Origin of the sequence: Pandoraea sp. NPDC090278, assembly GCF_044772185.1 — a bacterium.
In the GTDB taxonomy this organism is placed as follows: domain Bacteria; phylum Pseudomonadota; class Gammaproteobacteria; order Burkholderiales; family Burkholderiaceae; genus Pandoraea.
In genome coordinates this window covers 233024-254239 of the sequence record NZ_JBIVYJ010000006.1, presented here as the reverse complement: position 1 = coordinate 254239, position 21216 = coordinate 233024, and the positions used below count along the sequence as shown (strand labels likewise).

Below are 21216 nucleotides of genomic sequence, written 5' to 3'. Positions count from 1 at the left end.
ACGTGTGACGTATGACAGAGCCCCTCGATCCCTCGTCCTCCGCATCGCCTTCGGCCCTCCGCCCCGGCGGTGCCGACCGCGTCGAACTGATGCAGACCTTCGTGCGCATCGTCGAATCCGGCAGCCTGTCGGCGGCGGCGGCACAGCTCGGCACCACGCAGCCGACTGTCAGCCGTCGGTTGCAAATGCTGGAACGCTCGCTGGGCCTGCGACTGCTTCAGCGCTCGACCCATCGCATGAAGCTCACCGAAGACGGCGAGCGCTGTTTCGCGCGTGCGAAGGAACTCGTGACCAGTTGGGAGGCGTTCGAGGCCGATCTGCGCGGCACCGGTGCCGAGCCGGAGGGGACGCTGCGCGTGCTTGTGCCGCACGCGTTCGGGCAGGACATGATGATCGGGCCGCTGGCCGATTTTCTCGACCGCTATACCGGTATGAAGGTGCACTGGTTCTTACAAGATCGCGAGCCGGACTTCATTGCGGAAGGCGTCGATTGTGCGATTCACGTGGGCGAGTTGCAGGACCCGTCGAACGTCGCCATTCTGCTCACCGACGTGCCGCGCATCGTCGTGGCATCGCCCGAGTTGCTTAGAGGACGTCCGATGCCGGAGCATCCCTCCGAACTAACGGCGTTTCCGTGGCTCGCGCTCACCACGTTCTACCGGACCGACATCACGCTCACGCATCGCGAGACGCACGAGAGCGAGCGCATCACATTCGACCCGCGCATGAGTACGGACAATCTGTTCGCATTGCGCAGTGCCGCATTGCGCTGTCTGGGGGTGGGCGTCGCGTCGGCCTGGGTGATGGCTGAAGACATTGCGCAGGGACGTCTGATCCAGCTCGTGCCGAAGTGGCGTTCGACACCGCTGCCGATGTATCTCTTGTACCCGTACGCGAAGTATTACCCCGCGCGTCTGCGCCGCTTCGTCGAAGCGATGCGCATCGCGATTCCGACCGTGATCGAGGAAGAGCAGCGCAAGATTCGCTGACGGGAGACGTGTCGGTGCGGCGTCAGGTCAGCAGCAACTGCCCGGCCTTGCCTTGCAACAGGGCGTCGTTGCGCTGGGCGGCGTCGCGCAGGTAATCCCACAGCACCGTAATGCGTTTGAGCGTGCGCAACTCCTCGTGACAGTAGATCCAGAAGCTGCGCGTGACGACCACGTCGTCGACCAGCAGCGGCACCAGTCGGGGATCCTGCGCCGCCATGAAGCACGGCAGAACGGCCAGCGCTTCGCCCTGCAACGCCGCCTGATATTGCGCGATGACGCTCGTGCTGCGCAGCACGACATGGCACCCGGGCACGATGTCTTCCAGATAGCGCAATTCGTTGCTGAACGAGAGTTCGTCCACATAGCTGATGAAGCGGCGCCCGGTGAGATCGGCGAACGTCGAGACGTCGCCATACTGTGCGAGATAGCCGGGCGTGGCGTACAACTGCAAACGGTAATCACACAGCTTGCTGCACACGTACGGTCCCCGTTGCGGGCGCTCAATGGTGATCGCCAGATCGGCTTCGCGCTTGGAGAGACTGACGAAGCGCGGCACCGGCAAGACGTCGAAATCGATGGCGGGATATTCGCGCTGAAAGCGTGAGAGCACGGGCGTGACGAAGTAGGTGCCGAACGCTTCCGTCGACCCGATGCGCACATGACCCGAGAGCGTTTGGCCAAGCCCTGCGACCTGTTCGCAGGCCGATTGCAGCGCCGTCTCCATCTGCTCGGCATGCACCAGCAGTTGCTGCCCCTCCGGCGTGAGCGCGAAGCCCGCGTTGCGCGACTTGTCGAACAGCAGCGTGCCGAGCGCCTGCTCCAGCGCACGCACCCGTCGCGATACCGTCGTGTGATCGACGCCCAGTCGAAGCGCGGCCGCGCTCACGCGCTGCGTGCGCGCCACTTCCAGAAAGTACCGAAGGTCGTCCCAATCGGGACGCGGTTCCGCACCCGACGTCCCCGCAATGCCGCTTGACCGCGTGGTTCTCGTCGTGCCGCTGTGCCCCATACCCCCGCTCCTGTGTGAAGTTGCTTTGTGCATTTCTGCACAAAGTAGATGCAGATTTTCGCTATGTAAAGCAAATTCGCACAAATACAATTTATGAGCGCCACGCATAGACGTCGGCGACGAAAGCATAAAAGACCTGAAGGAGACAAAAGCGATGAAGATCAAGCCGTGGCTGCTCGCGCTGGGACTCGGTGCGGGCTTGGGATTGTCGTCAGCCGGAACGTTTGCGCAGTTGCCGGACCGGCCCGTCAAGGTGGGCGTGCTCACCGATATGTCGGGCACGTATTCGGCGATGGGCGGGGCGGGGTCGGTGGTGGCCGCACAAATGGCTATCGATGACTGTCTGGCCGCCGAATGTAAAGGGATGAAGGTCGAACTGGTGTCGGCCGACAACCAGAACAAGGCCGACGTCGCCGCCAACAAGGCGCGCGAATGGTTTGATCGCGACAACGTCGACGCGATTGCCGATCTGACGAACTCGGCGGCGGCGCTCGCCGTGCAGAAGCTCGCGATGGACAAGCAGCGTGTCGTGCTGTTCTCCGGGCCAGCCACCACGCGTCTGACCAACGAAGACTGCTCGCCCACGGGCTTCCACTGGATGTTCGACACGTACTCGCAGTCGGCCGCCACCGCCCGCGCCGTGGTCGGCGACGGCGGTAAGTCGTGGTACTTCATCACCGTCGACTACGCCTTCGGACATTCGCTGGAGAAAGACGCCGCGGATATCGTGAAGACGCTCGGCGGCACGGTCGTGGGCCAGTCGCGACACCCGCTCAATGCGTCGGATTACGCCTCGTTCCTGTTGCAGGCGCAAAGCTCGAAGGCGCAGGTCGTGGCGCTCGCCAACGGCGGGCAGGACACCGTCAACGTGCTCAAACAGGCGCGTGAATTTGGCATCGTGCAGCGCGGTCAGAAGCTTGCCGCACTGCTGGTGTTTCTGTCGGACGTGCACGCCCTCGGCCTGAATACGGCACAAGGGCTGATGTTTACCGACGGCTTCTATTGGGACTACGACGACGCCTCGCGCACGTGGTCCGACCGCTTCCAGAAGAAGTACAAGAATCTGAAGCCGACGATGGTGCAGGCCGGTGTGTATTCGAGCGTGCTGCATTACCTGCGCTCGGTCGCGGCGGCAAAGAGTGTGGACGCGAAGGTGGTTGCGCAAAAGATGCGTGAATTGCCGATTCGCGATCCGATCATGCACAACGCGTCGATTCGTCCGGACGGACGCGTGATTCACGACATGTATCTGTTCCGCGTGAAGTCGCCCGCCGAGTCCAAAGGCCCGTGGGATTACTACACTAAAGTGGCCACCGTCCCCGCGACGGAAGCCTTCCAGCCGCTGTCGAAGTCGACCTGTTCGCTCGTGAAGACGAACACGGCAGCGAAGTAACCGACATCGGGCCGTCACCCGACGGTCCTCAACCCTTACCCGAATCCCTGCATTCGTTTCGATCTGGAGAGCGTGTCATGTCCCTACCCACCATTCCGCTGCTCATCGATGGCAAGCGCGTTGAATCGAAGACGTCGCAGTGGCGCGACGTCGTGAACCCGGCCACGCAGGAAGTCGTCGCGCGTGTGCCGTTCGCCACGACCGAGGAACTCGATGCGGCGGTGGCTTCCGCCAAGGCGGCCTACAAGGGCTGGCGCAACACGTCGCAGGCCAATCGCATGCGTGTGATGCTGCGCTTCCAGCAACTGCTGCGCGATCACACGGGCGAACTCGCCGAACTGATCACGCGCGAACACGGCAAGACGCTGCCCGACGCCGAAGGCGAAGTCGGACGTGGCCTCGAAGTCGTGGAGCACGCCTGCTCGATTGCATCGCTGCAACTCGGCGAGTATGCACAGAACGCGGCCGGTGGCGTCGACGTCTACACGCTCATCGAACCGCTGGGTGTGTGTGCGGGCATTACCGCGTTCAACTTCCCGGTGATGCTGCCGTGCTTCATGTTCCCGCTGGCCGTCGCCACGGGGAATACGTTCGTGCTGAAGCCTTCGGAACAAGACCCGAGCGCGTCGCTGCGCCTCGCCGAACTCGCGCTCGAAGCCGGTCTGCCGCCGGGCGTGCTCAACGTCGTACACGGTGGTCCGGACATCGCGAACGCGATTTGCGATCACCCGGATATCAAGGCCGTGTCGTTCATCGGCTCGACGCATGTCGGCACGCACATCTATCGTCGTGCATCGGAAGCGGGCAAGCGCTGTCAGGCGATGATGGGCGCGAAGAATCACTGCGTGATCCTGCCGGACGCAGATCGCGAGCAAGCCATCAACCATCTGCTCGGCGCGGCCTTCGGGGCGGCGGGGCAGCGCTGCATGGCGACGTCGGTGGCGGTGCTGGTTGGCGAGGCCCGCGAGTGGGTGCCGGAGTTGGTAGAGCGCGCACGTGCACTCAAGGTCGGTCCGGGCACGGATCGTAAGGCCGACGTTGGGCCGCTCGTCTCGAAGCAGGCGCGTGCGCGCGTGGAGAAACTGATCGGCGTGGGGGCGGAAGAGGGCGCGAAGCTGCTGCTCGACGGGCGCGGTCACTCGGTCAAGGAAGCACCGGACGGCAACTTCGTCGGTCCGACCATCTTTGACGGTGTGACGTCCGAAATGTCGATCTACCGCGAGGAAATCTTCGGGCCGGTGCTGTGCATGGCCGGGGCCGAGACGCTCGACGAAGCCATTGCCTTCGTCAACGCGAACCCGAACGGTAACGGCGTGGCGCTGTTCACGCAGGATGGCGGTGCGGCGCGTCAATTCCAGAATGAGATCGACGTCGGTCAGGTCGGCATCAATCTGCCGATTCCGGTGCCGGTTGCGTGGTTCAGCTTCACCGGTTCACGTGCGTCGAAGCTTGGCGATCTTGGCCCGAACGGTAAGCAGGCGATTCTGTTCTGGACGCAGACGAAGACCGTTACCGCACGCTGGCAGGCGCGCGGCACCGGCCCGTCGGGTGTGAACACCACGATCACGCTGAAGTAACGCGTCCTTCCACGGATTTCGGAGACAGACGATGGCTACGGAAACTCAACAAGGGACGCTACGCGTGGCGTTCATCGGCCTGGGCAACATGGGCGGTCCGATGGCGGCGAATCTGGTGAAGGCCGGACATGCCGTGCGCGGCTTCGACCTCTCCGGCGAGGCGGTGGAGCGTCTCGCGGCTGCGGGCGGTAAAGCGGCGAAATCGATTGCCGATGCGGTGCGCGACGCGCAGGTTGTCATCACGATGCTGCCTGCCGGTGAGCACGTGCTTGCGGCCTACGACGGCCCCGACGGTGTGCTGGCGAATGCTGCGCCGGACGCCGTGCTGATCGACAGCAGTACGGTGCCGCCGGAGATTCCCCGTCAACTGGCGAAGCTTGCGCGACCCGGCACGTTGCTGCTCGACGCGCCGGTTTCGGGTGGCACGGCAGGCGCGGCGGCAGGCACGCTGACGTTCATGGTCGGCGGCGATGCGGCTCTCGTCGAGCGTATGCGACCGCTGTTGGGCAACATGGGGCGAGCAATTCACCACGGCGGCCCGCTCGGGGCAGGGCAGACGCTTAAGCTATGCAACAACATGCTGCTGGGCATTCTGATGGCGGGCACGAGCGAGGCGCTGCGCCTGGGCATTGCGAACGGTCTCGACCCGAAGGTGCTCTCGGCGGTGATGCAGCAAAGCTCCGGACGCAACTGGACGCTTGAGGTGTATAACCCCTGTCCAGGTGTGATGGAGAATGCGGCGTCCTCGCGCGGCTACACCGGCGGTTTCGCGACCGATCTGATGGCGAAGGACTTGCGTCTCGCGCACGGTGCGGCCGAGTCGAGCGACGTGGCGACGCCGCTGGGCGATCTCGCGCGCCGCATCTTCGAAGTGCATCGCGCGAATGGGCACGGCGGACTCGATTTTTCGAGCATCTTCCAGGACCCAGTGACGCTGGCGCAGGCGCTGAATGTGAAGTAACGCCTTCGCGCATTGAGTGAGACGCGCGAGAGCAAAAACGCCCGTCGGCATCGTGCCTGACGGGCGTTTTCGTTTGTCGTTGCAGACCTGATGGGGACGTTTTTCCGATCAACCGGCGATCATGTGGTGCAACTGATCGAGTTCCTGATTGAGCGCGCGTTGCTCGTCTGCCGACAATCCGCCACCGTGCTGTGCGGCCATGTCGCGAGTTTCCTGCGCAATGGCGTCGAGGCGGCGATGCAGATCGTAGCCTCGCGGCGGCGGGTAATAGCCCTGATTCACGTGATTGTCGATGTCGCGCGACTCGTTGCCGATGCGACGGTCGATCTGCTCACGACGCTGCACGGCCACCGTATGCGGGTCCTGTTCGACGACGACGCGGGCAGCCGGGGCCGGGCGCGGCGGCTCGACCACGCAGCCCGACAGGCTGCCGACCACGCCCGCCAGTCCGGCGAGCAGGGCAATCGAGGCCAGTCCACGGGCCTTGCCGGCACGACCGGCGAGTTGTTTGCGAGAAGTAGTGTGTGGGACGTTCATGATCGTTATTGACCCAGAGGTACGCCAAGACGGCGTATGAGCATTCTCACGAAGCGGGGACGGGCCGAACAGCGATGTTGCAATCGGTTGCAACCATTTCAATGACGCGAATATCGGCGTATCATCCGGCCCCAACGGCTCCCCCCACGGCCAGTTTCTCAGCGCTTGCGAGCGCCCCATTCGTCATCATGATCGTCCGTCCCAATCTGCATTGGCTGCGCATGCTATTCGTCGTGCGTGGCTCGATCTTGCCCAAGATCGCTCCGCAGCTCATTTTCACCACGATCATTTCGATTGTCGTCACGCTGGCGCACGGGCGCATCTTCGAATGGAAGATCCCGCTCACGTTCATCCCGTTCTCGCTGATCGGCATTACGCTCGCGATCTTTCTCGGCTTTCGCAACACCACCAGCTACGCCCGCTATTGGGAAGCTCGTGTGCTCTGGGGCAGTGTGCTCAACGAGACGCGGGCGCTCTCCCGTCAGTCGATGACGCTCGTCTCGGACACCTCCGATTCGCCGCGCTTCGTCGCTTATCTCATCGCCTTCGTGCACGGTATGCGCCACCAACTGCGTGGCACGGACCCGCGCGCCGACTTCGAGCGTCTGCTCGATAAGGAAGACGTGGCGTGCCTCAAACGCAAGCAGTTCAAGCCGATCACCATTTTGCTGATGGCGGGCGAGTGGCTACGCGAGCGTCGCATGCGCGGGCAGATCGAAGCGCCGCTGGCACAGGTCATGGAGATGCATCTGGACCGCCTCGGCGAAGCCATTGGCGGCTGCGAACGCATTGCCACCACGCCGATTCCGTTCACGTACGGCGTGATCCTGCACCGCGTGACCTATCTCTACAGCCTGCTGCTGCCGTTCGGGCTGGTCGACTCCATCGGGCCGATGACACCGGTCATCGTCGCCTTTATCTCGTACACGTTCTTTGCGCTCGAAGCGGTGAGCGCCGAGATCGAGGAGCCGTTTGGTCTGGAAGCGAACGATCTGGCGCTCGACGCCATGTCCGAGACCATCGAGCAATCGCTGCGGGAAATCCTGCATCGCCAGCACACGGCGCAAGTGCGGGCGCGCGAGCATCACATCATTACCTGAGCCTTCCGAGGCCTCGGCGGCTCCCCAGTCGCCGACGTCTTTCCCGAAAAATTTAATACTAAAGTCTTTGCTTTAGTATTTATCGCGACTATACTCAAGCACATGCTTGACCATGACAACACCCTCGATCTGACTTTTCAGGCGCTGGCCGACGCCTCTCGCCGAGCGATGCTCGTGCGGCTGGCGCAGGGGCCAGCGTCGGTGAGCGCGCTGGCGCAACCCTTGTCGATGTCGTTGCAGGCGGTCATGCAGCACCTTTCCGTGCTGGAGAGTGCGGGGCTGGTGCGAACGGAAAAGGCGGGACGTGTGCGCACGTGCCGGATCGAACCTCAGGCGCTGAGCCTTGCAGAGCGATGGATCAACCAGCGCCGTCACGAGTGGGAGGGCCATCTCGACCGATTGGGCGAGTATCTGGCCAGCCTGCCGCCCGAAGGAGACCTTCATGACGACAGCAAGTGAAGCAAAAGCGAGCGCGCAAGCGCGTCCGCTCACCGTTGGCCGCACGTACGCAGTGGCGCGTGACGTGGTGTTTCGTGCATGGACCTCGACCGACGCCGTCAAGCGCTGGTTCTGCCCGACCGGTTACACGGTGCCCGAAGCACAGATCGACGCTCGCGAGGGTGGTGCGTTCGATCTGCGCATGCAGTCGCCCGAAGGCGAATCGCACTGGATTCGCGGGCGCTTCGTCGAAGTCGATGCACCGAAGCGTCTGGTCATCGACATGAAAGTGACCGACGAGAAGGGGCACCCGTTGTTCAGCGCGCTCACCACCGCGAGCTTTACCGATGTGGCGCAAGGCACGCAGCTCGACGTCGAGCAACGCTATACGGTGCTCGATCCCGCCTTCGCATGGATGCCGGAAGGTGCCGGGCAGGGATGGACGCAAACGCTCGACAAGCTGGGACGCGAAGTCATGAAGGAAGCCGAAGCGCCGACGCAGCGTAGCGTCGTGCATTCGACGTTTCGTCTCGAGCGCCAGTACCCGGCATCGCCCGCCCGTGTATTCCGCGCACTCGCGGAGCGCGAGGCCAAGGATCGATGGTTTGCGCGAAGCGACGGCCTGACGCTGATCGAGCGATCGATGGATGTTCGTCCGGGCGGCCGTGAAACGGCGAAGGCTCGGTGGACGAGCGGCATGGTGTCGACTTTCGACGCGCTCTACTACGACGTGGTCCCCGACACGCGTCTCGTCTACGTGTACGAAATGCATCTGGATACGCGCAAGATTTCGGTGTCGCTCGCGACCATCGACATCAAGGCGCGCGATGGCGGGACCCATCTCGTCATGACCGAGCAAGGCGCATTTCTGGACGGTTACGACGACGCAGGATCCCGTGAGCGCGGCACCAATTCGCTGCTCGACGCCCTCGGCGCATCGCTCACGGATTGACGGCGGCCTCGTTGGTTCGCTAGCTGTACTGACCGGGGCGAGTTGATTGAAGGATTCACTCGCCCCGGCCGTGGACCGGCCTGGCGTTCGCTGGGGGTGTGCCGACCTCACGGATGGTGTGGCCTGTGCAGGCTGTCTTGGTCACGCTGGCCCGCTCGACCTGTGACACGGTGAACCACCGCATCGCGTCGCGCATGCGGCACCAGCCAACGAGATACCACTGGCCGTTTGTGGAGGCGAACAGCACGGGCTCGACATCGCGGATGGTCGTTGCCCCGGACTGGGATGTGTATCGAATACGAACGACTCGCTGTTCGGCCATCGCCTCTTCCAGCGCCGACCGGATCCTGCGCGAAGCGGTGGGAGGTGCATCGACCCAGACGCGACCGGCCAGCGCGTCGGCTCGCGCTCGGGTTCTGGGATCGAGCACGTCGAGGATCTTTTGCACCCCGGCCGTTGCTAGATCCGAATAGGGGGCCTCGCGCGCAGCGGATACGGCGGCCATGAGCGCCACGGCCTGTGCTGCAGACAGGCTGATCGGCGGCAAAGATGCACCGTCCGCGAAATGGTAACCACCCCCGGGGCCTGGGCGCGACCAGATGGGCGCGCCGCTACGTTCGAGCGCATCGAGGTCTCGCTTGACGGTGCGCACCGACACGCCAAACTCGCTCGCCAGCCGTTCGGCGGAGCACCCTCGCGTTCCGTTCCGCCGCAGCATCTCGGACAAGGCATTCAGTCGTTCTACTCGCTTCACGGTTCAGCACGTTTAAAATTCGTGACATAAATAGTGCCATACACCTGTCCGGAGCGTGCACGAAGATGGCGACATGACCACTTCGAACAGGATGAAGACATGACGACTTCGAACAGCACACCGACAATCCTTCTCATCGCCGGTCACTGGCTGGGTGCTTGGGCGTGGGATGAAGTCCTCGAACACTTGGGAGACGATCGCGCTCGTGCAGTCGCCATGACGTTGCCCGGTCTCGATCGAGGTGACCCTGCACGTTCGACCAGGACCCTCGACGACCAAGCCGCAGCAATCGAAGGCACCCTCGCCCGACTCGATGTCTGCGGCGACCGGCCCGCCACGCTCGTCGCTCACAGTGGGGCGAACGCTCCCGTCAGCCTCGTCCTTGATCGGCATCCCGAACTCGTTCATCGAGTGATCTGGGTCGACTCCGGTCCTCTGGCGACCGGGACCGCGTTCGCGCCGGACTTCCCGCAGGATATGGAAGCGCTTCCGCTCCCACCTTTTGACGTCCTCGCTCGGCAGGCGAGCCTTGAAGGTCTGAGCGCAGAGGTACTTGAACGTTTTCGCGCCAAGGCCGTCCCTGAGCCCGGCCCCGTGCTTCGTCAAACCATCGAGCTGACGAATGACGTCCGCAACACCATTCCGACGACCCTCGTGTGCTGTTCGATCTCGAGTGCGCAAGTGCTGGACATGGCCAGACAAGGGCACCCCATGTTCGCCGAAGTCGTAAAGCTCGAAACCGTCGACGTCATCGACCTACCGACGGGACACTGGCCTATGTGGAGTCGTGCCCGCGACCTTGCCGAAGTTATTCGGTCTGCGGCGTCAGAGGCGCTTTGAACATTTTATGTGCACCAATGCGGTGCATTAATTCTCGTCAAAAGACACAATAGTTCCTCGACAAATATCGCGTTTTTCATTGCAAGCGCGAGTTCTAGACTTCTTTCCATCGACGGCGCAATTCAAAACAAAGTCGTCGCAACATGACAGGAGTTAGGAAAATGAACCGCAAGAACATCGCAATCGCCCTTATCGCCGCTGTGGCCTCCCTTGGTGCTGTTGCTAGCAACGCTGCCGAAAACGGCAACAACTACCCCGAAATCGCTTCGCAAGGTCAGCCGCTCACGCGTGCCGCCGTGCAAGCCGATCTGGCTCAGGCTCGCGCCAACGGCCTGATCCCGCAAGGCGACGCCGACTATCCGGTGTATGTCGCTTCGGGTGAGAGCAAGACCCGCGCCGAAGTGAAGACGGAACTGGCGCAAGCCCGTGCCGAAGGCCTGATGGCACAAAACGACCAGGACTACCCGGTCGCCGCCGTCGCCCAAGGTTCGAGCGTGTCGCGTGCCGACGTCAAGCAAGAGCTGGCCCGTGCCCGCGCTGCTGGCCAACTGGACGAATTCCAAGGCAGCTGATCGCCTCGCGGCTGATAGGGCCGCAGCAGTAGCAAGTTAAAAAGCCGTCCCGGGTGTGATGCCCGGGACGGCTTTTTTGTGTTCGCGATCTGTCTACGGAAGCATCGTTCGTCAGGCTTTCATGAAGCGCAACGCGATGCGGGCGAGCTTCGGCACGAATGTCGGACGCAACAGGCGCTTGTCGTAACCGTCCATGCGCCGGGCGTCTTCTTCCAGACACAGCAGGATCAGATCGCGCGGCTTGAGCGATTCGCCGATGTCGGCCGTGCCCGTCGCGGGAAAGTTGGCGTCGCGCGCGACGCCGTCGGTGTCGATACCGCGCGCGATGGCCATGCGATCCCAGATCAGCGTGACCCAGACGGCTGCGACCCGCGCGTAAAACCACGGACGCTTCCAGAACGGCAGTGTGCGCCGGTACCAGGCGACCCAGTTCGCGAAAAAGAGAATGTGGCGCGCTTCTTCCTGAATCACCGGCTCGAACGTCTCGACCAGTGCTTCGGGAAAATAGCCGGAGCGCTGCGCCGAGCGAAACAGACCGAAGGCCACGAAGCTATCGATGCACTCGCTGAAGCCGGTTTTCATCCACGCCCATTCGGCGTCTTTCGGCGGCGGGTAGGGCGGCTCGGCGGCGAGTTCGATGCCGTAGGCTTCGACAAGTTTGGAGAGCACGACCTTGTGACGCGCTTCTTCTTCGCCGTCCATGACGAGGGCTTCACGCAGCAGCGGATCTTGAATCGTCGCCGCGTAAGTCGCGACGCGAATCGATGCGCGTCCTTCCGTCTGCACGGCGATGTCCCAGATGGGCAGCGCGGTCAGACGTTTGAGGGCGTCGGGCGGCAGCTTCGGCCACTCGATGACGGACGGCTTGTAGGGGTTGTGAGACTCCAGCAGCATGCGGCAGAACATGCGTTTATGGGAGTCCGAACCAATTCTCACGGGGCCGTCGACATCGTATTGCCAATGCCGCATGACATGGTCGGCCTGCGCTACGGCGGCCGCTAACGTGTCGGACATCTGGTCGGGATATCGCATTCGGTATGAGGTCTGTCAGCGTCGACAAAAATCATATCACCAGGACCACATGCGCGCCGTGCAGGCCGTCGCATCGACAGCCCGCACGGAACCCGTCAGAACAGATACATCCCCGCGATGAAGATCGCGCCCGAGAACAGCAGCGCGGTCACGCAATAACCCATGATGTCGCGCACGCCGAGTCCGGCAATCGCGAGCGCGGGCAGCGCCCAGAACGGTTGTGCCATGTTCGTCCAGGCTTCGCCGTACGCGATGGCCATGGCCGCCTTGCCGAGATCGGCATGCAGCGCCTGTGCGGCGGGCATGACGAACGGCCCTTGCACCACCCAGTGACCGCCGCCCGACGGCACCGCGAAGTTGATCACGGCCGAACTGAGGAAGGCGAGCAGCGGGAACGTGTGGACGTTGGCGATTTCGATGAACCAGTTCGTGATGACACCGGCGAGTCCCGAGTGATCCATCGTCGCCTGAATGCCAGCGTAGAACGGGAACTGAATCATGATGCCCGACGCGCCGCGTGCGGCGTTCGCCACGGCACGCGCATAGGCCATCGGCGTGCGATGCAGCAGAATGCCGATGCCGAGGAACGCAATGTTCACCGTGTCGATGTCGAGCGTGAAACCCTTCGTGACGGTGCGCAGCACCAGATACGCGGCAATCAGCACGAACACCAGCAGCGACAGCAGACGGCTTTCCTCCAGCTTTTCGGCCAGGGTGGCGTTCGGGCCGAGTACGCGTTCATGCGTCGGTTCGTCGACAAGCAACTTCGGATCGACCGACACGACTTCGTTCGGACGCGGCATCATCGCGCGTGCCAGCAGCGGCAGCATCACGATCAGGCCGATGGTGATGAAGGCGTTGTAGCCGGTAAACAGCGTCTGCGAGACGGGAATCAGGCCGACGACTTTTTCCATCGGATTGCCATGCGTTGCAGCCACGAGCGGCACGGAACCGGAGAGTCCGCCGTGCCACGTCAGAAAGCCCATATAGGCACATGCGACGAGCAAGCGGTAATCGGTGCCCTTCACGCGACGTGCCACTTCACGCGCGAACATCGCGCCGAGCACAAGGCCGAAGCCCCAGTTGATCGCGCACGCGACACCGGCGAGCAACGCCACCATCATCGTGGCTTGCGCGGGGGAGCGGGCCGAACCGGCCAGTGCGGCCATCGCACGCTTCATCGGCGCAGAGCTGGCGAGGGCGTGACCCGTCACGAGAATCATCGCCATCTGCATGGAGAAAGCGAGCAGATTCCAGAAGCCCGAACCCCAGAGGAGTACGAGATCGCCCGGCGTCTTGGGGGTGAAGCCGAGGGCGAGGGCAAACGTGATGACGGTGAGGAAGATGGCGAAGATGAGCGGATCGGGCAAAAAGCGGTGCACGACCTGCGTGAAAAAACGGGAAATACCTTTGACCACGACTGTCTCTTCCTTTTTGTTAATTTGTTAACCGATTTCTAGCCGTGCATTGTGTCATCGGCCCGGGGGCCACGGCATGACGTAAAACTGCGTAATGACAATGCGGCGGACGTTGTGGCAGGAAGGCCAGTGCGGCGGATGAAATATTTGGTAATTGTTGCGGCGCATGCAACGCAGGTATTCGCGCGACACGCTATATCGCGCGCGCAGACGTGACTAGACTGTAGAGCCGCTGTCGTAGTTTTCGCAGCTACCTTGCAATGGACTCATCATGTCGCTGACCCTTGAGCAACTCTTTCCGCAGCATCGTCCCGAAGGTGAAGCCGTGGCTACGGCTCTCGATAGTCACGCTGTCGTACAGGCGCTGTCGCTCGCCGTTGCCGACCATCCGCTCGCGCTGCTGCGCATGATGTACCCGGCCACCGACGCGAATACGCACCGCAGCCGCGACGAACTCGCGGAAGTGCTGCACCGTCACGGCCTGCATCAGGTCGCCGGGCTGATCGAAGAAGAATCGCCGTATCTGATGTTCACGTCGGCCGAGCACGCACATCTCACGCTTGTGGAAATCCGCCGCTACTCGGCGGCCATTGCCGTACATCTTTACTACCGTGGACTCGCCGGTGTGGAAGCGGAAACGCGTCTGCGCGCCGACGCCCGCGTGCCTGCCGACGGGCACTTCAAGCCGTTCGACTGATTGGCGGGATGGGGATGCACGCTATCGACGCGATAGCGTGCGTTGGTGAAAGCTCAGGCGCGAGGTTCGTCGCCTGCGCGTGATGTCGCGGTTTGGTCCTGAGACATTGATGTGTCGGCGCTGGCTGGCTCCGGTGTTTTTTCGGGGGCGCTGTCGCCATCCCAACCAAACGTGACCTGACGCTGCGCGCGACGCGTCGCCCGCTCGCGCGCCATCTGCTCCTCGAACTGACGACGCCCTTCCTTCGCGGTGGCGATCATCTTGTTCCGATCCTGGTAGGAGGGATACATTTCGTCCGTCAACTGCAAATTGGCGCGTCTGAACGCCATCGTCGCTTCACGGGCTTCGGACGCTGGCCATCCGAGTGTTTCGAGCACCGAGCGCGCGCTGCGCAGCGACGACTCGAAGACTTCCCGCTCGATGTGCTTCACGCCACGCTCGCGCAACTGGAACAAGTGTCCGACGTTGCGTGCTCTGGCGATGACGGGCACGTCGGGGAAATGCTCGCGCATCAGATCGGCGATTTCGAGCGACTGATCGATATCGTCCACTGCGATGACCACCGCACGCGCGTTGGCCACGCCCGCAATGCGCAGCAGGTCGAGGCGCGTCGCATCGCCGTAGAACACCCGAAAGCCGAACTGACGCAGACTCTCGATAGTGTCCGGATCGTGGTCCAGCACGGTGACCGACACGCCTTGCGGAATCAGCGTGCGGCCGACGATTTGGCCGTAACGTCCGAAGCCGCAGATCACGACGTTCGCCGACTGCGGCTCCGAGATCTCCTCCATGCGCGGCGACCCCTTCACGCTGTAACGCGGCAGCAACCACTTGTCGATGGCCACGAGCAGCAGCGGCGAGAGCAACATCGATAGTGCGACGGCCCCGATCAGGAACGACGACACCGCCGGTGGCAGCACCTGCGGACCCGCCGACTGAAACACGACGAAAGCGAATTCACCGCCTTGCGCGAGCAGCAGCGTGAAGATCGGACGCTCCTGATACGGCAACTGCATCAGACGCGACAGACTGTAGATCGCGAGTCCTTTGAGCGCCATGAAGCCGATCACGACGGCGAGCATGCGCAGCGGTTGTGCCATCAGCACACCGAAGTCGATGCTCATGCCCACGGCGATGAAGAACAACCCCAGCAGCAATCCCTTGAACGGCTCGATGTCGGTTTCGAGTTCGCGACGGTATTCGCTTTCGGCGAGCAGCACGCCTGCGAGGAAGGCGCCGAGCGCCATCGACAAGCCGACGAGTTGCATCAACGTCGCGATGGCGACGACCAGCAACAACGCCGCCGCCGTGAAGATCTCGGGTGTTTTGCTGTTGGCGATCCAGCGCAGCAGCGGACGCAATGCGAGACGGCCGCCGAGAATGATGGCGGCAATCACGCCGACGATCTTCAGCGCTTCGAGTGCGCGCGCTGTGCCCGTAATCGCATGGCTATCGACCGAATCGGCGAGCAGCGGCAGCAACGCGAGAATCGGGATCGCGGCGACGTCCTGGAACAGCAGAATCGAGAAGCCTGCCTGACCGCTGGCGGTGGCGAGCATGTTGCGCTCGGCCATCACCTGCAAGGCGATGGCGGTGGACGACAACGCGAGACCGAGCGCAGCGACGAGGGCGATGCGCCACGGCGCACCGAGGGCGACGCCCGCCGCGAACAGCAGCACGGCGCACCCGATGACCTGCGCCGAGCCCCAGCCGAAGATCGGCCGTCGTAAGCTCCACAGGCGGCGCGGCTCCAGTTCGAGGCCGACGAGGAACAGCATCAGCACCACACCGAATTCGGCAAAGTGCAGGACATCTTCCACTCGCGAGACAAGGCCGAGGCCCCACGGGCCGATGGCAATCCCGGCGGCGAGGTAGCCGATGATCGCGCCGAGACCGAGCGCACGGGAGAGCGGCACGACGATGACGGCCGCCGCCAGATAGATGAGGCTGGCGAGCAACCAGGACGGCACGTGTTCCATCAGGTGGCCCTCCCGGCAGTCGTATCGGCGGTGTCTGTTGTGCTGTCGCCAGTCGCGCAGCGCGGCCGGTCCGTCGACGGGATCGCCTGACATTCGGCAGCGTCTGCCATCGAGATCAGTTCGGGCCAGTGCGGATAGGTGGCGAGGCGTCCGGCGAATTCGCTCACGTGGGTGTCGAGTGCGGCAGCGTCGCAGCGTCGTGCGCCAAACAGCACATGCGGCGGCAAAAAGCGCATGCCGCACAGATGCGACGTCTGCTCGTAGGCGGGCAGGAAGGCAGAAAATTCGTGCTGGTTGTACCCTTCCGGACGGTAGCTTTCGAGCGGCCCGCCGGTACTGGCCACGAGCCAGAGGTCCTTGTTGGCGAGCGCGTGGCCGTCCTGACCGTAAGCCCAGCCCCACGAGAGTACTTCGTCGAACCAAAGTTTCTGCAACGGCGGCATGCTGTACCAGTAAATCGGATGCACGAGCACGATCAGGTCGGCGCGCGCCACGCGTTCTTGCTCGGCGGCCACGTCGATGCTGAAGTCGGGATACGTCGAGTAGAGATCGTTGACGTCGACACCTTCGATGCCGCGTGCGGCTTCAAGCAGGCGTCGGTTCACGCGTGAGTCGCGCCAGCGCGGGTGCGCCACGATGACGTAGACGGCGCGCTGCGGGGCACCGTCGCGGGTGTCCTGTGCGGCTTGCTGGAGACGGGAGGAAGCGGGGGCTGTCATGCGGGGGAGGATACTCCATTCGTATGATGCACGGCATCACGCGAAGGTGTGGATTCGGCGCGGTAAGATGCACGGCGCACATGCCACCGACCGACGGTGAACGGCCGACGATCCGCTAAAGACTCGGCAGCCAGCGCCGTTAGGGATTAAGTGGGGAATTAAAGGACCGCGATGCGTTTCGATGCGTGCTGCGGATCAAAAAACGAATAACAAGACACTTCGCGCAGGCGGTGCAGTCATGCATACGTCAGTGCTTTTCCGACATGTCGCCGCAAGCCTTTCGCAATACCGTCAATCTGATCTATCACGGACGCAACGTGGCGCTCACGCTGCTGCTCGTCGCGTTGCTCTACAACCAGACGTTCTGGGTGTTCGCTAGCGCGGTGGCGGCGGCGCTCTGCACCGGTGCGCTGCATGAGGCGGCCCGTATGCCGCAGGACGAGGATTTGCCGCCGCGTCCGCTCGTCATTCAGATCCTGCGCATCTCCGTGCCGCTGCTGCTCACGATGTTTGCGCTCGGGTACGGCGCCGTCTGGATCAATCGCAACTTGGGCTGACCTGTCGCTGCGTCGCTGCGCGGTGATGGGCACGGGACCGTCAGGCGTCTCCGTGCCGGACCGTCATCCTTTCACTTCACCCATTGAATGTCGTTCGGTGCCTGCGGCGGCAGCTTGATCGCCAGCACCTTGAACTCGCCGCTGGTGTTCTGCGACCCGGCATGTACGGTGTCGCGCGGAATCACGATCAGATCGCCGGGGTGCACCTCGCGCTGCTGGTCGCCCAGCCAGAACGTGCCACTACCCGAAATCACGTACTGAATTTCATCGGCATCCTGATGGGTATGACGCGGCACGTTCCCGCTTTGCACGGCGACGGTGCCGTTCTGCGTGGCGACGAGTGTGCGCGAGCGCAGCGTGCCCACGTTGGGGACGAGCTTGCCGATCTGTTCGTCGGTCATGGCGCCGACGTCGATGATCTGTGGCGTGAGTGCCGCAGGCGGTGCTGACTGCGCCACGGCGGTTGGCATCAGATGGGAAGAGAGGAAGCCCGCAGCGAACGCGGCAGGCACAGCGGCAAGCAGGACATAACGGCGCATGTTTTGATTCCTTGGCTAAGACGTGTGGTGACGACGGCAAGGGAAAAGCACGGACGAATGCGAAAGATGCAAAAAGGGCCTCGGAGGCACACCGATGTGTCCCGCGAGGCCCTGTGCCGGACTATACGCCCACTCGCGACGGCGCGCGAGATGGGGAAAGTCGGTGTTGCCGGGATTAGCGTTGCTTGTGCAGCAGCGCGTTGCGGCGCGCGTAGGTGAAGTAGATCACCATGCCGATGGCGAGCCACACCACGAAGGCGATCCACGTGGTCGCTTGCAGATGCGCCATCAGGAACAGGCACAGACCCACGGAGATGAGCGGCACGACCGGCGCACCCGGCACGCGGAACACGCGCGGCAGGTCGGGGCGCGTACGACGCAGCACGAGCACGGCGACGGACACCAGCGCGAACGCCGACAAGGTGCCGATGTTGATCAGCTCGGCGAGCACGCCCAGCGGCACGAAGCCTGCGATGACGGCGAACACCACGCCGATGATCCAGGTGCCCGCGAACGGGGTCTTGTGCGTGGGGTGAATGCGCGAGAGCAGCGGCGGCAGCAGGCCGTCGCGCGACATGGCGTAGGTGATGCGCGTCTGGCCGTACGTCATCACGAGAATGACGGTGGTCATGCCGAGAATTGCGCCCAGATCGACGAAGCCCGCGATCCAGTTCTGTCCGGCATATTGCAGCGCGAGCGATACCGGGTGGTCGACACCGGCGAACTGCGCGAACGGCACGATGCCGGTCATGATCGCGGCCACCGCCACATACAACAGCGTGCAGACGATCAGCGAGCCGATGATGCCGATGGGCAGGTCGCGTCCCGGGTTGCGGACTTCTTCGGCGGCGGACGTGACGGCATCGAACCCGATGAAGGCAAAGAACACGAGCGCGGCGGCGTTGAACATGCCGCTGGTGCCGAACGGCATGAACGGTGTCCAGTTGGCCGGTTTGACGTGCCACACGCCCACGGCGATGAACAGCAGGACGACACCGATCTTGATGGCGACCATCAGGTTGTTGATGCGTGCAGACTCGCGCACGCCGTACGACAGCACCCACGTGATGAGCAACATGATCACGACGGCGGGCAGGTTGATGAACGTGGTCACGCCAGGCACGCTGCCGGGCGTTGCGGTGATCGCGGCGGGCAGGTGAAGGCCGAAACCGGCGGCAAGCGACTGGAAGTAGCCGGACCAGCCGACGGACACGGCGGAGGACGCCAGTCCGTATTCGAGCATCAGATCCCAGCCGATGATCCACGCGACGATTTCACCGAGCGTGGCGTAGCTGTAGGTGTAGATGGAGCCGGAGACGGGGATGGTGGAGGCGAACTCGGCGTAGCACAGCGCGGCGAAGCCGCAGGCCATCGCGGCGATCATGAACGAGACGGTGAGCGCCGGGCCAGCGGTCAGCGCGCCGGTGCCGGTGAGAACGAAGATGCCGGTGCCGATGATGGCGCCGATGCCCATCAGGACGAGGTCGACCGGGCCCAGCACTTTCTTGAGATCGCCGGTGCGACCTGCGGCCAGCATGTTCTCGATGTTTTTGGTTCGAAAAAGACTCATTGCCTGCAAAAGGTTCCTGCAACGTATGCCCCTGGCGCTCGCGGGGCGAGCGCCATCCGGGGAATCTGCGGGAGACGTGTCCCGCAACCTGGCTGCAAAGGGCACCCGGGCTTGTGGCCGCTCGTTCCCATGCGTGGCGGAAGGCCACAGGGTTTGACGAACCACGTCGTTGCGCTAGCGCCGCCCGGACTCAATGCACGAGCAATACGGCCGACACCGGCGGGCGCGGGTAGCGCGTGCCGGTGATGGGGCATGGCGATAGGCATGCCACGACGCCGCCGCTCAGGGAGAGGGCACGCCGGGGCGGGACGAACACAATCGAGACTTACTGAGGATCCTGCCGGACTGCCGTGACCGCTGCAAAGCGTTGATTCTTCGCTGCGGCACACCGGAGATAGGTCTGCTGAAGGGTCTGCAATGTTGGTGCACGGTGGCGCCGGAAGGCGTCGGTGTGCAAGGGCTCGCTGTCCTGCGGTCCGGCCATCGGCGCCCGTTCGGCACCTCCGCCTGGCCGGAATTGCTCACATTTTAAGCGTTTTTCCCAAAGTGCGTGTAGTTACTGCTTAATTAGGGGCGGATGTGGTAGCGGCGGGGGTATCTGCTCAACACCACATCCCGCGACCACGGCCACGCTCCGGCCACCCCCCGGGCCGCGGGGGGTGCCGATACCCTGACTGCGCTCCACCTGAAAGTCGCTCCGTCAGGGCACCGACAACCCCCGCCACTCCATTGCCCGAATTCAAACCATCGGTCGGCATGCGCTCACTATCGGTTCTGACCCCCCGGACCCCCGCCCGGCGGACGTCCCCCACCATGACCGCCTCCGTGACCACCGCCATTCCCGCCACCGTGACCACCGCCGTGCCCGCCACCGTGCCCGCCCCCATTTCCACCTCCCGGCGGACGCGGTCCCGGACCACCGCCGTGCCCAGGCGGACGCGGCCCCGGGCCTGCGCCATGTCCCGGCGGTCGCGGACCCGGACCTGCGCCATGTCCCGGTGGCCTCGGTCCCGGTCCCGCTCCATGACCCGGCGGACGCGGGTGGCCCGGATAGTAGCCATGTCCCGGCGGTCGCGGACCCGGCCCCGGTCCCCAATGCGGCGGACGTGGTCCCGGCGGCGGACGATGCCAGTAACGCTGATCGTTGTACCAGGGCCGATTGCGGTAATAGTTGCCCCAGTACGAACCGATCGAGAAGGTGATGATCGGCAAGCCGATCATCGTTCCGTAGTTCAGCACGGGCACCGGATTGCCCTGATAGGGATAGCTCAGCAATGCGCCATAGATCCATCCGCGTGCGCCCGGCAAGCCGATGTCGCACCACGAATAGCCCGCGACACAGCCATAGACCGTCACCGGCATGCCAGGCCCTGCCTGAGCGACGACCGGATAGTCCGACGCCGGACCCGCCCGCACATTGGCCGATGCATTGATGACTGCCTGACTCGACTGCGCCGACGCCACATCGGGCAGTGCGACCAGCGTCGTCAGCACGGTCGCGGCTGCGACGGCGAGGGGCAAGGTTTGTCTGTTCATTTTCATCTCCCTGATTCGGCGGTGCGCGACGAGGGGCCAAGGCCTTC

21 protein-coding genes are annotated in these 21216 nt (G+C 63.5%); 11 read left to right on the top strand and 10 right to left on the bottom strand.

The genetic code is table 11. From position 1 onward, the window contains the following. Positions 1-11: 11 nt before the first annotated feature. Complete coding sequence (locus ACIQWO_RS21775) at positions 12-989, top strand: LysR family transcriptional regulator (RefSeq protein WP_402828803.1); 978 nt, start codon at positions 12-14, stop codon at positions 987-989. Positions 990-1011: 22 nt separating this feature from the next. Here the strand turns inward: ACIQWO_RS21775 and ACIQWO_RS21770 are convergent, their stop codons facing one another. Continuing rightward, a complete protein-coding gene (locus tag ACIQWO_RS21770) occupies positions 1012-1998 on the bottom strand; it encodes a LysR family transcriptional regulator (RefSeq protein WP_402828801.1) in 987 nt (328 codons plus the stop codon). Positions 1999-2152: 154 nt separating this feature from the next. Here ACIQWO_RS21770 and ACIQWO_RS21765 point away from each other — a divergent pair, with 154 nt between their 5' ends. From ACIQWO_RS21765 to mmsB, 3 genes are all read left to right on the top strand, one after another. Further along, positions 2153-3391, top strand: coding sequence for an ABC transporter substrate-binding protein (locus ACIQWO_RS21765; protein ID WP_402828799.1), 1239 nt, complete (start codon positions 2153-2155; stop codon positions 3389-3391). A 77-nt stretch (positions 3392-3468) separates the two neighbouring features. Next, positions 3469-4968: a CoA-acylating methylmalonate-semialdehyde dehydrogenase gene (locus ACIQWO_RS21760; RefSeq protein ID WP_402828797.1), complete on the top strand. Its 1500-nt coding sequence runs from the start codon at positions 3469-3471 to the stop codon at positions 4966-4968. Positions 4969-4999: 31 nt separating this feature from the next. Then, positions 5000-5929: a 3-hydroxyisobutyrate dehydrogenase gene (gene mmsB / locus ACIQWO_RS21755; RefSeq protein ID WP_402828795.1), complete on the top strand. Its 930-nt coding sequence runs from the start codon at positions 5000-5002 to the stop codon at positions 5927-5929. Between the two features lie 108 nt (positions 5930-6037). Here mmsB and ACIQWO_RS21750 read toward each other — a convergent pair whose 3' ends face one another. Then, positions 6038-6466: a hypothetical protein gene (locus tag ACIQWO_RS21750; protein ID WP_402828793.1), complete on the bottom strand. Its 429-nt coding sequence runs from the start codon at positions 6464-6466 to the stop codon at positions 6038-6040. Between the two features lie 188 nt (positions 6467-6654). Here ACIQWO_RS21750 and ACIQWO_RS21745 point away from each other — a divergent pair, with 188 nt between their 5' ends. The 3 genes from ACIQWO_RS21745 to ACIQWO_RS21735 all read left to right on the top strand — a co-directional run bounded on the left by ACIQWO_RS21745 (position 6655) and on the right by ACIQWO_RS21735 (position 8956). Beyond that, a complete protein-coding gene (locus ACIQWO_RS21745) occupies positions 6655-7566 on the top strand; it encodes a bestrophin family protein (RefSeq protein ID WP_150664546.1) in 912 nt (303 codons plus the stop codon). 102 nt (positions 7567-7668) lie between these two features. Further along, positions 7669-8025 (top strand): helix-turn-helix transcriptional regulator, encoded by a 357-nt coding sequence (locus tag ACIQWO_RS21740; RefSeq protein WP_039401336.1) that lies wholly within the window; start codon positions 7669-7671, stop codon positions 8023-8025. Further along, entirely contained in the window at positions 8009-8956 is a 948-nt protein-coding gene (locus tag ACIQWO_RS21735) for an SRPBCC family protein (protein WP_402828790.1), read from the top strand. The genes ACIQWO_RS21740 and ACIQWO_RS21735 overlap by 17 nt, the downstream gene beginning before the upstream one ends. Before the next feature lie 55 nt (positions 8957-9011). Here ACIQWO_RS21735 and ACIQWO_RS21730 read toward each other — a convergent pair whose 3' ends face one another. Continuing rightward, positions 9012-9683: a helix-turn-helix transcriptional regulator gene (locus ACIQWO_RS21730; protein WP_402828788.1), complete on the bottom strand. Its 672-nt coding sequence runs from the start codon at positions 9681-9683 to the stop codon at positions 9012-9014. Positions 9684-9809: 126 nt separating this feature from the next. Here ACIQWO_RS21730 and ACIQWO_RS21725 point away from each other — a divergent pair, with 126 nt between their 5' ends. Both ACIQWO_RS21725 and ACIQWO_RS21720 read left to right on the top strand, forming a co-directional pair. Next, positions 9810-10550, top strand: a complete 741-nt coding sequence (locus ACIQWO_RS21725; RefSeq protein ID WP_402828786.1) for an alpha/beta fold hydrolase — start codon at positions 9810-9812, stop codon at positions 10548-10550. Positions 10551-10711: 161 nt separating this feature from the next. Then, positions 10712-11122, top strand: coding sequence for a DUF4148 domain-containing protein (locus ACIQWO_RS21720; RefSeq protein ID WP_072633351.1), 411 nt, complete (start codon positions 10712-10714; stop codon positions 11120-11122). Positions 11123-11233: 111 nt separating this feature from the next. Here the strand turns inward: ACIQWO_RS21720 and ACIQWO_RS21715 are convergent, their stop codons facing one another. Together ACIQWO_RS21715 and ACIQWO_RS21710 are read right to left on the bottom strand one after the other, a co-directional pair. Further along, a complete protein-coding gene (locus tag ACIQWO_RS21715) occupies positions 11234-12136 on the bottom strand; it encodes a ferritin-like domain-containing protein (RefSeq protein ID WP_402828783.1) in 903 nt (300 codons plus the stop codon). A 113-nt stretch (positions 12137-12249) separates the two neighbouring features. Next, on the bottom strand, positions 12250-13572 hold the full coding sequence (locus tag ACIQWO_RS21710; protein ID WP_150664542.1) for a TIGR00366 family protein: 1323 nt from the start codon (positions 13570-13572) through the stop codon (positions 12250-12252). A gap of 271 nt (positions 13573-13843) precedes the next feature. Here ACIQWO_RS21710 and ACIQWO_RS21705 point away from each other — a divergent pair, with 271 nt between their 5' ends. After that, positions 13844-14269: a hypothetical protein gene (locus tag ACIQWO_RS21705; RefSeq protein ID WP_402828780.1), complete on the top strand. Its 426-nt coding sequence runs from the start codon at positions 13844-13846 to the stop codon at positions 14267-14269. Between the two features lie 53 nt (positions 14270-14322). On the opposite strand, the gene kefC is transcribed toward ACIQWO_RS21705, so the two are convergent. Both kefC and ACIQWO_RS21695 read right to left on the bottom strand, forming a co-directional pair. After that, on the bottom strand, positions 14323-16248 hold the full coding sequence (kefC, locus tag ACIQWO_RS21700) for a glutathione-regulated potassium-efflux system protein KefC (protein WP_402828778.1): 1926 nt from the start codon (positions 16246-16248) through the stop codon (positions 14323-14325). Continuing rightward, on the bottom strand, positions 16248-16967 hold the full coding sequence (locus ACIQWO_RS21695; RefSeq protein WP_402828776.1) for an NAD(P)H-dependent oxidoreductase: 720 nt from the start codon (positions 16965-16967) through the stop codon (positions 16248-16250). Before ACIQWO_RS21695 ends, kefC begins: the two co-directional genes overlap by 1 nt. Positions 16968-17230: 263 nt before the next feature. On the opposite strand from ACIQWO_RS21695, the gene ACIQWO_RS21690 reads away from it, so the two are divergent. After that, positions 17231-17524, top strand: a complete 294-nt coding sequence (locus tag ACIQWO_RS21690; protein ID WP_402828774.1) for a hypothetical protein — start codon at positions 17231-17233, stop codon at positions 17522-17524. A 71-nt stretch (positions 17525-17595) separates the two neighbouring features. Here ACIQWO_RS21690 and ACIQWO_RS21685 read toward each other — a convergent pair whose 3' ends face one another. The 3 genes from ACIQWO_RS21685 to ACIQWO_RS21675 all read right to left on the bottom strand — a co-directional run bounded on the left by ACIQWO_RS21685 (position 17596) and on the right by ACIQWO_RS21675 (position 21169). Beyond that, entirely contained in the window at positions 17596-18063 is a 468-nt protein-coding gene (locus tag ACIQWO_RS21685) for a cupin domain-containing protein (RefSeq protein WP_402828772.1), read from the bottom strand. 175 nt (positions 18064-18238) lie between these two features. Further along, a complete protein-coding gene (locus ACIQWO_RS21680; RefSeq protein ID WP_402828770.1) occupies positions 18239-19633 on the bottom strand; it encodes an amino acid permease in 1395 nt (464 codons plus the stop codon). A 765-nt stretch (positions 19634-20398) separates the two neighbouring features. Next, positions 20399-21169, bottom strand: coding sequence for an SH3 domain-containing protein (locus tag ACIQWO_RS21675; RefSeq protein WP_402828768.1), 771 nt, complete (start codon positions 21167-21169; stop codon positions 20399-20401). Between the last annotated feature and the right edge of the window lie 47 nt (positions 21170-21216).

Coding starts and splice junctions, on each gene's coding strand:
- ACIQWO_RS21775 (WP_402828803.1), top strand. CDS start 12: ATGACAGAGCCCCTCGATCCCTCGTCCTCCGCATCGCCTTCGGCCCTC.
- ACIQWO_RS21770 (WP_402828801.1), bottom strand. CDS start 1,998: ATGGGGCACAGCGGCACGACGAGAACCACGCGGTCAAGCGGCATTGCG.
- ACIQWO_RS21765 (WP_402828799.1), top strand. CDS start 2,153: ATGAAGATCAAGCCGTGGCTGCTCGCGCTGGGACTCGGTGCGGGCTTG.
- ACIQWO_RS21760 (WP_402828797.1), top strand. CDS start 3,469: ATGTCCCTACCCACCATTCCGCTGCTCATCGATGGCAAGCGCGTTGAA.
- mmsB (WP_402828795.1), top strand. CDS start 5,000: ATGGCTACGGAAACTCAACAAGGGACGCTACGCGTGGCGTTCATCGGC.
- ACIQWO_RS21750 (WP_402828793.1), bottom strand. CDS start 6,466: ATGAACGTCCCACACACTACTTCTCGCAAACAACTCGCCGGTCGTGCC.
- ACIQWO_RS21745 (WP_150664546.1), top strand. CDS start 6,655: ATGATCGTCCGTCCCAATCTGCATTGGCTGCGCATGCTATTCGTCGTG.
- ACIQWO_RS21740 (WP_039401336.1), top strand. CDS start 7,669: ATGCTTGACCATGACAACACCCTCGATCTGACTTTTCAGGCGCTGGCC.
- ACIQWO_RS21735 (WP_402828790.1), top strand. CDS start 8,009: ATGACGACAGCAAGTGAAGCAAAAGCGAGCGCGCAAGCGCGTCCGCTC.
- ACIQWO_RS21725 (WP_402828786.1), top strand. CDS start 9,810: ATGACGACTTCGAACAGCACACCGACAATCCTTCTCATCGCCGGTCAC.
- ACIQWO_RS21720 (WP_072633351.1), top strand. CDS start 10,712: ATGAACCGCAAGAACATCGCAATCGCCCTTATCGCCGCTGTGGCCTCC.
- ACIQWO_RS21715 (WP_402828783.1), bottom strand. CDS start 12,136: ATGTCCGACACGTTAGCGGCCGCCGTAGCGCAGGCCGACCATGTCATG.
- ACIQWO_RS21705 (WP_402828780.1), top strand. CDS start 13,844: ATGTCGCTGACCCTTGAGCAACTCTTTCCGCAGCATCGTCCCGAAGGT.
- kefC (WP_402828778.1), bottom strand. CDS start 16,248: ATGGAACACGTGCCGTCCTGGTTGCTCGCCAGCCTCATCTATCTGGCG.
- ACIQWO_RS21695 (WP_402828776.1), bottom strand. CDS start 16,967: ATGACAGCCCCCGCTTCCTCCCGTCTCCAGCAAGCCGCACAGGACACC.
- ACIQWO_RS21690 (WP_402828774.1), top strand. CDS start 17,231: ATGTCGCCGCAAGCCTTTCGCAATACCGTCAATCTGATCTATCACGGA.
- ACIQWO_RS21685 (WP_402828772.1), bottom strand. CDS start 18,063: ATGCGCCGTTATGTCCTGCTTGCCGCTGTGCCTGCCGCGTTCGCTGCG.
- ACIQWO_RS21680 (WP_402828770.1), bottom strand. CDS start 19,633: ATGAGTCTTTTTCGAACCAAAAACATCGAGAACATGCTGGCCGCAGGT.
- ACIQWO_RS21675 (WP_402828768.1), bottom strand. CDS start 21,169: ATGAACAGACAAACCTTGCCCCTCGCCGTCGCAGCCGCGACCGTGCTG.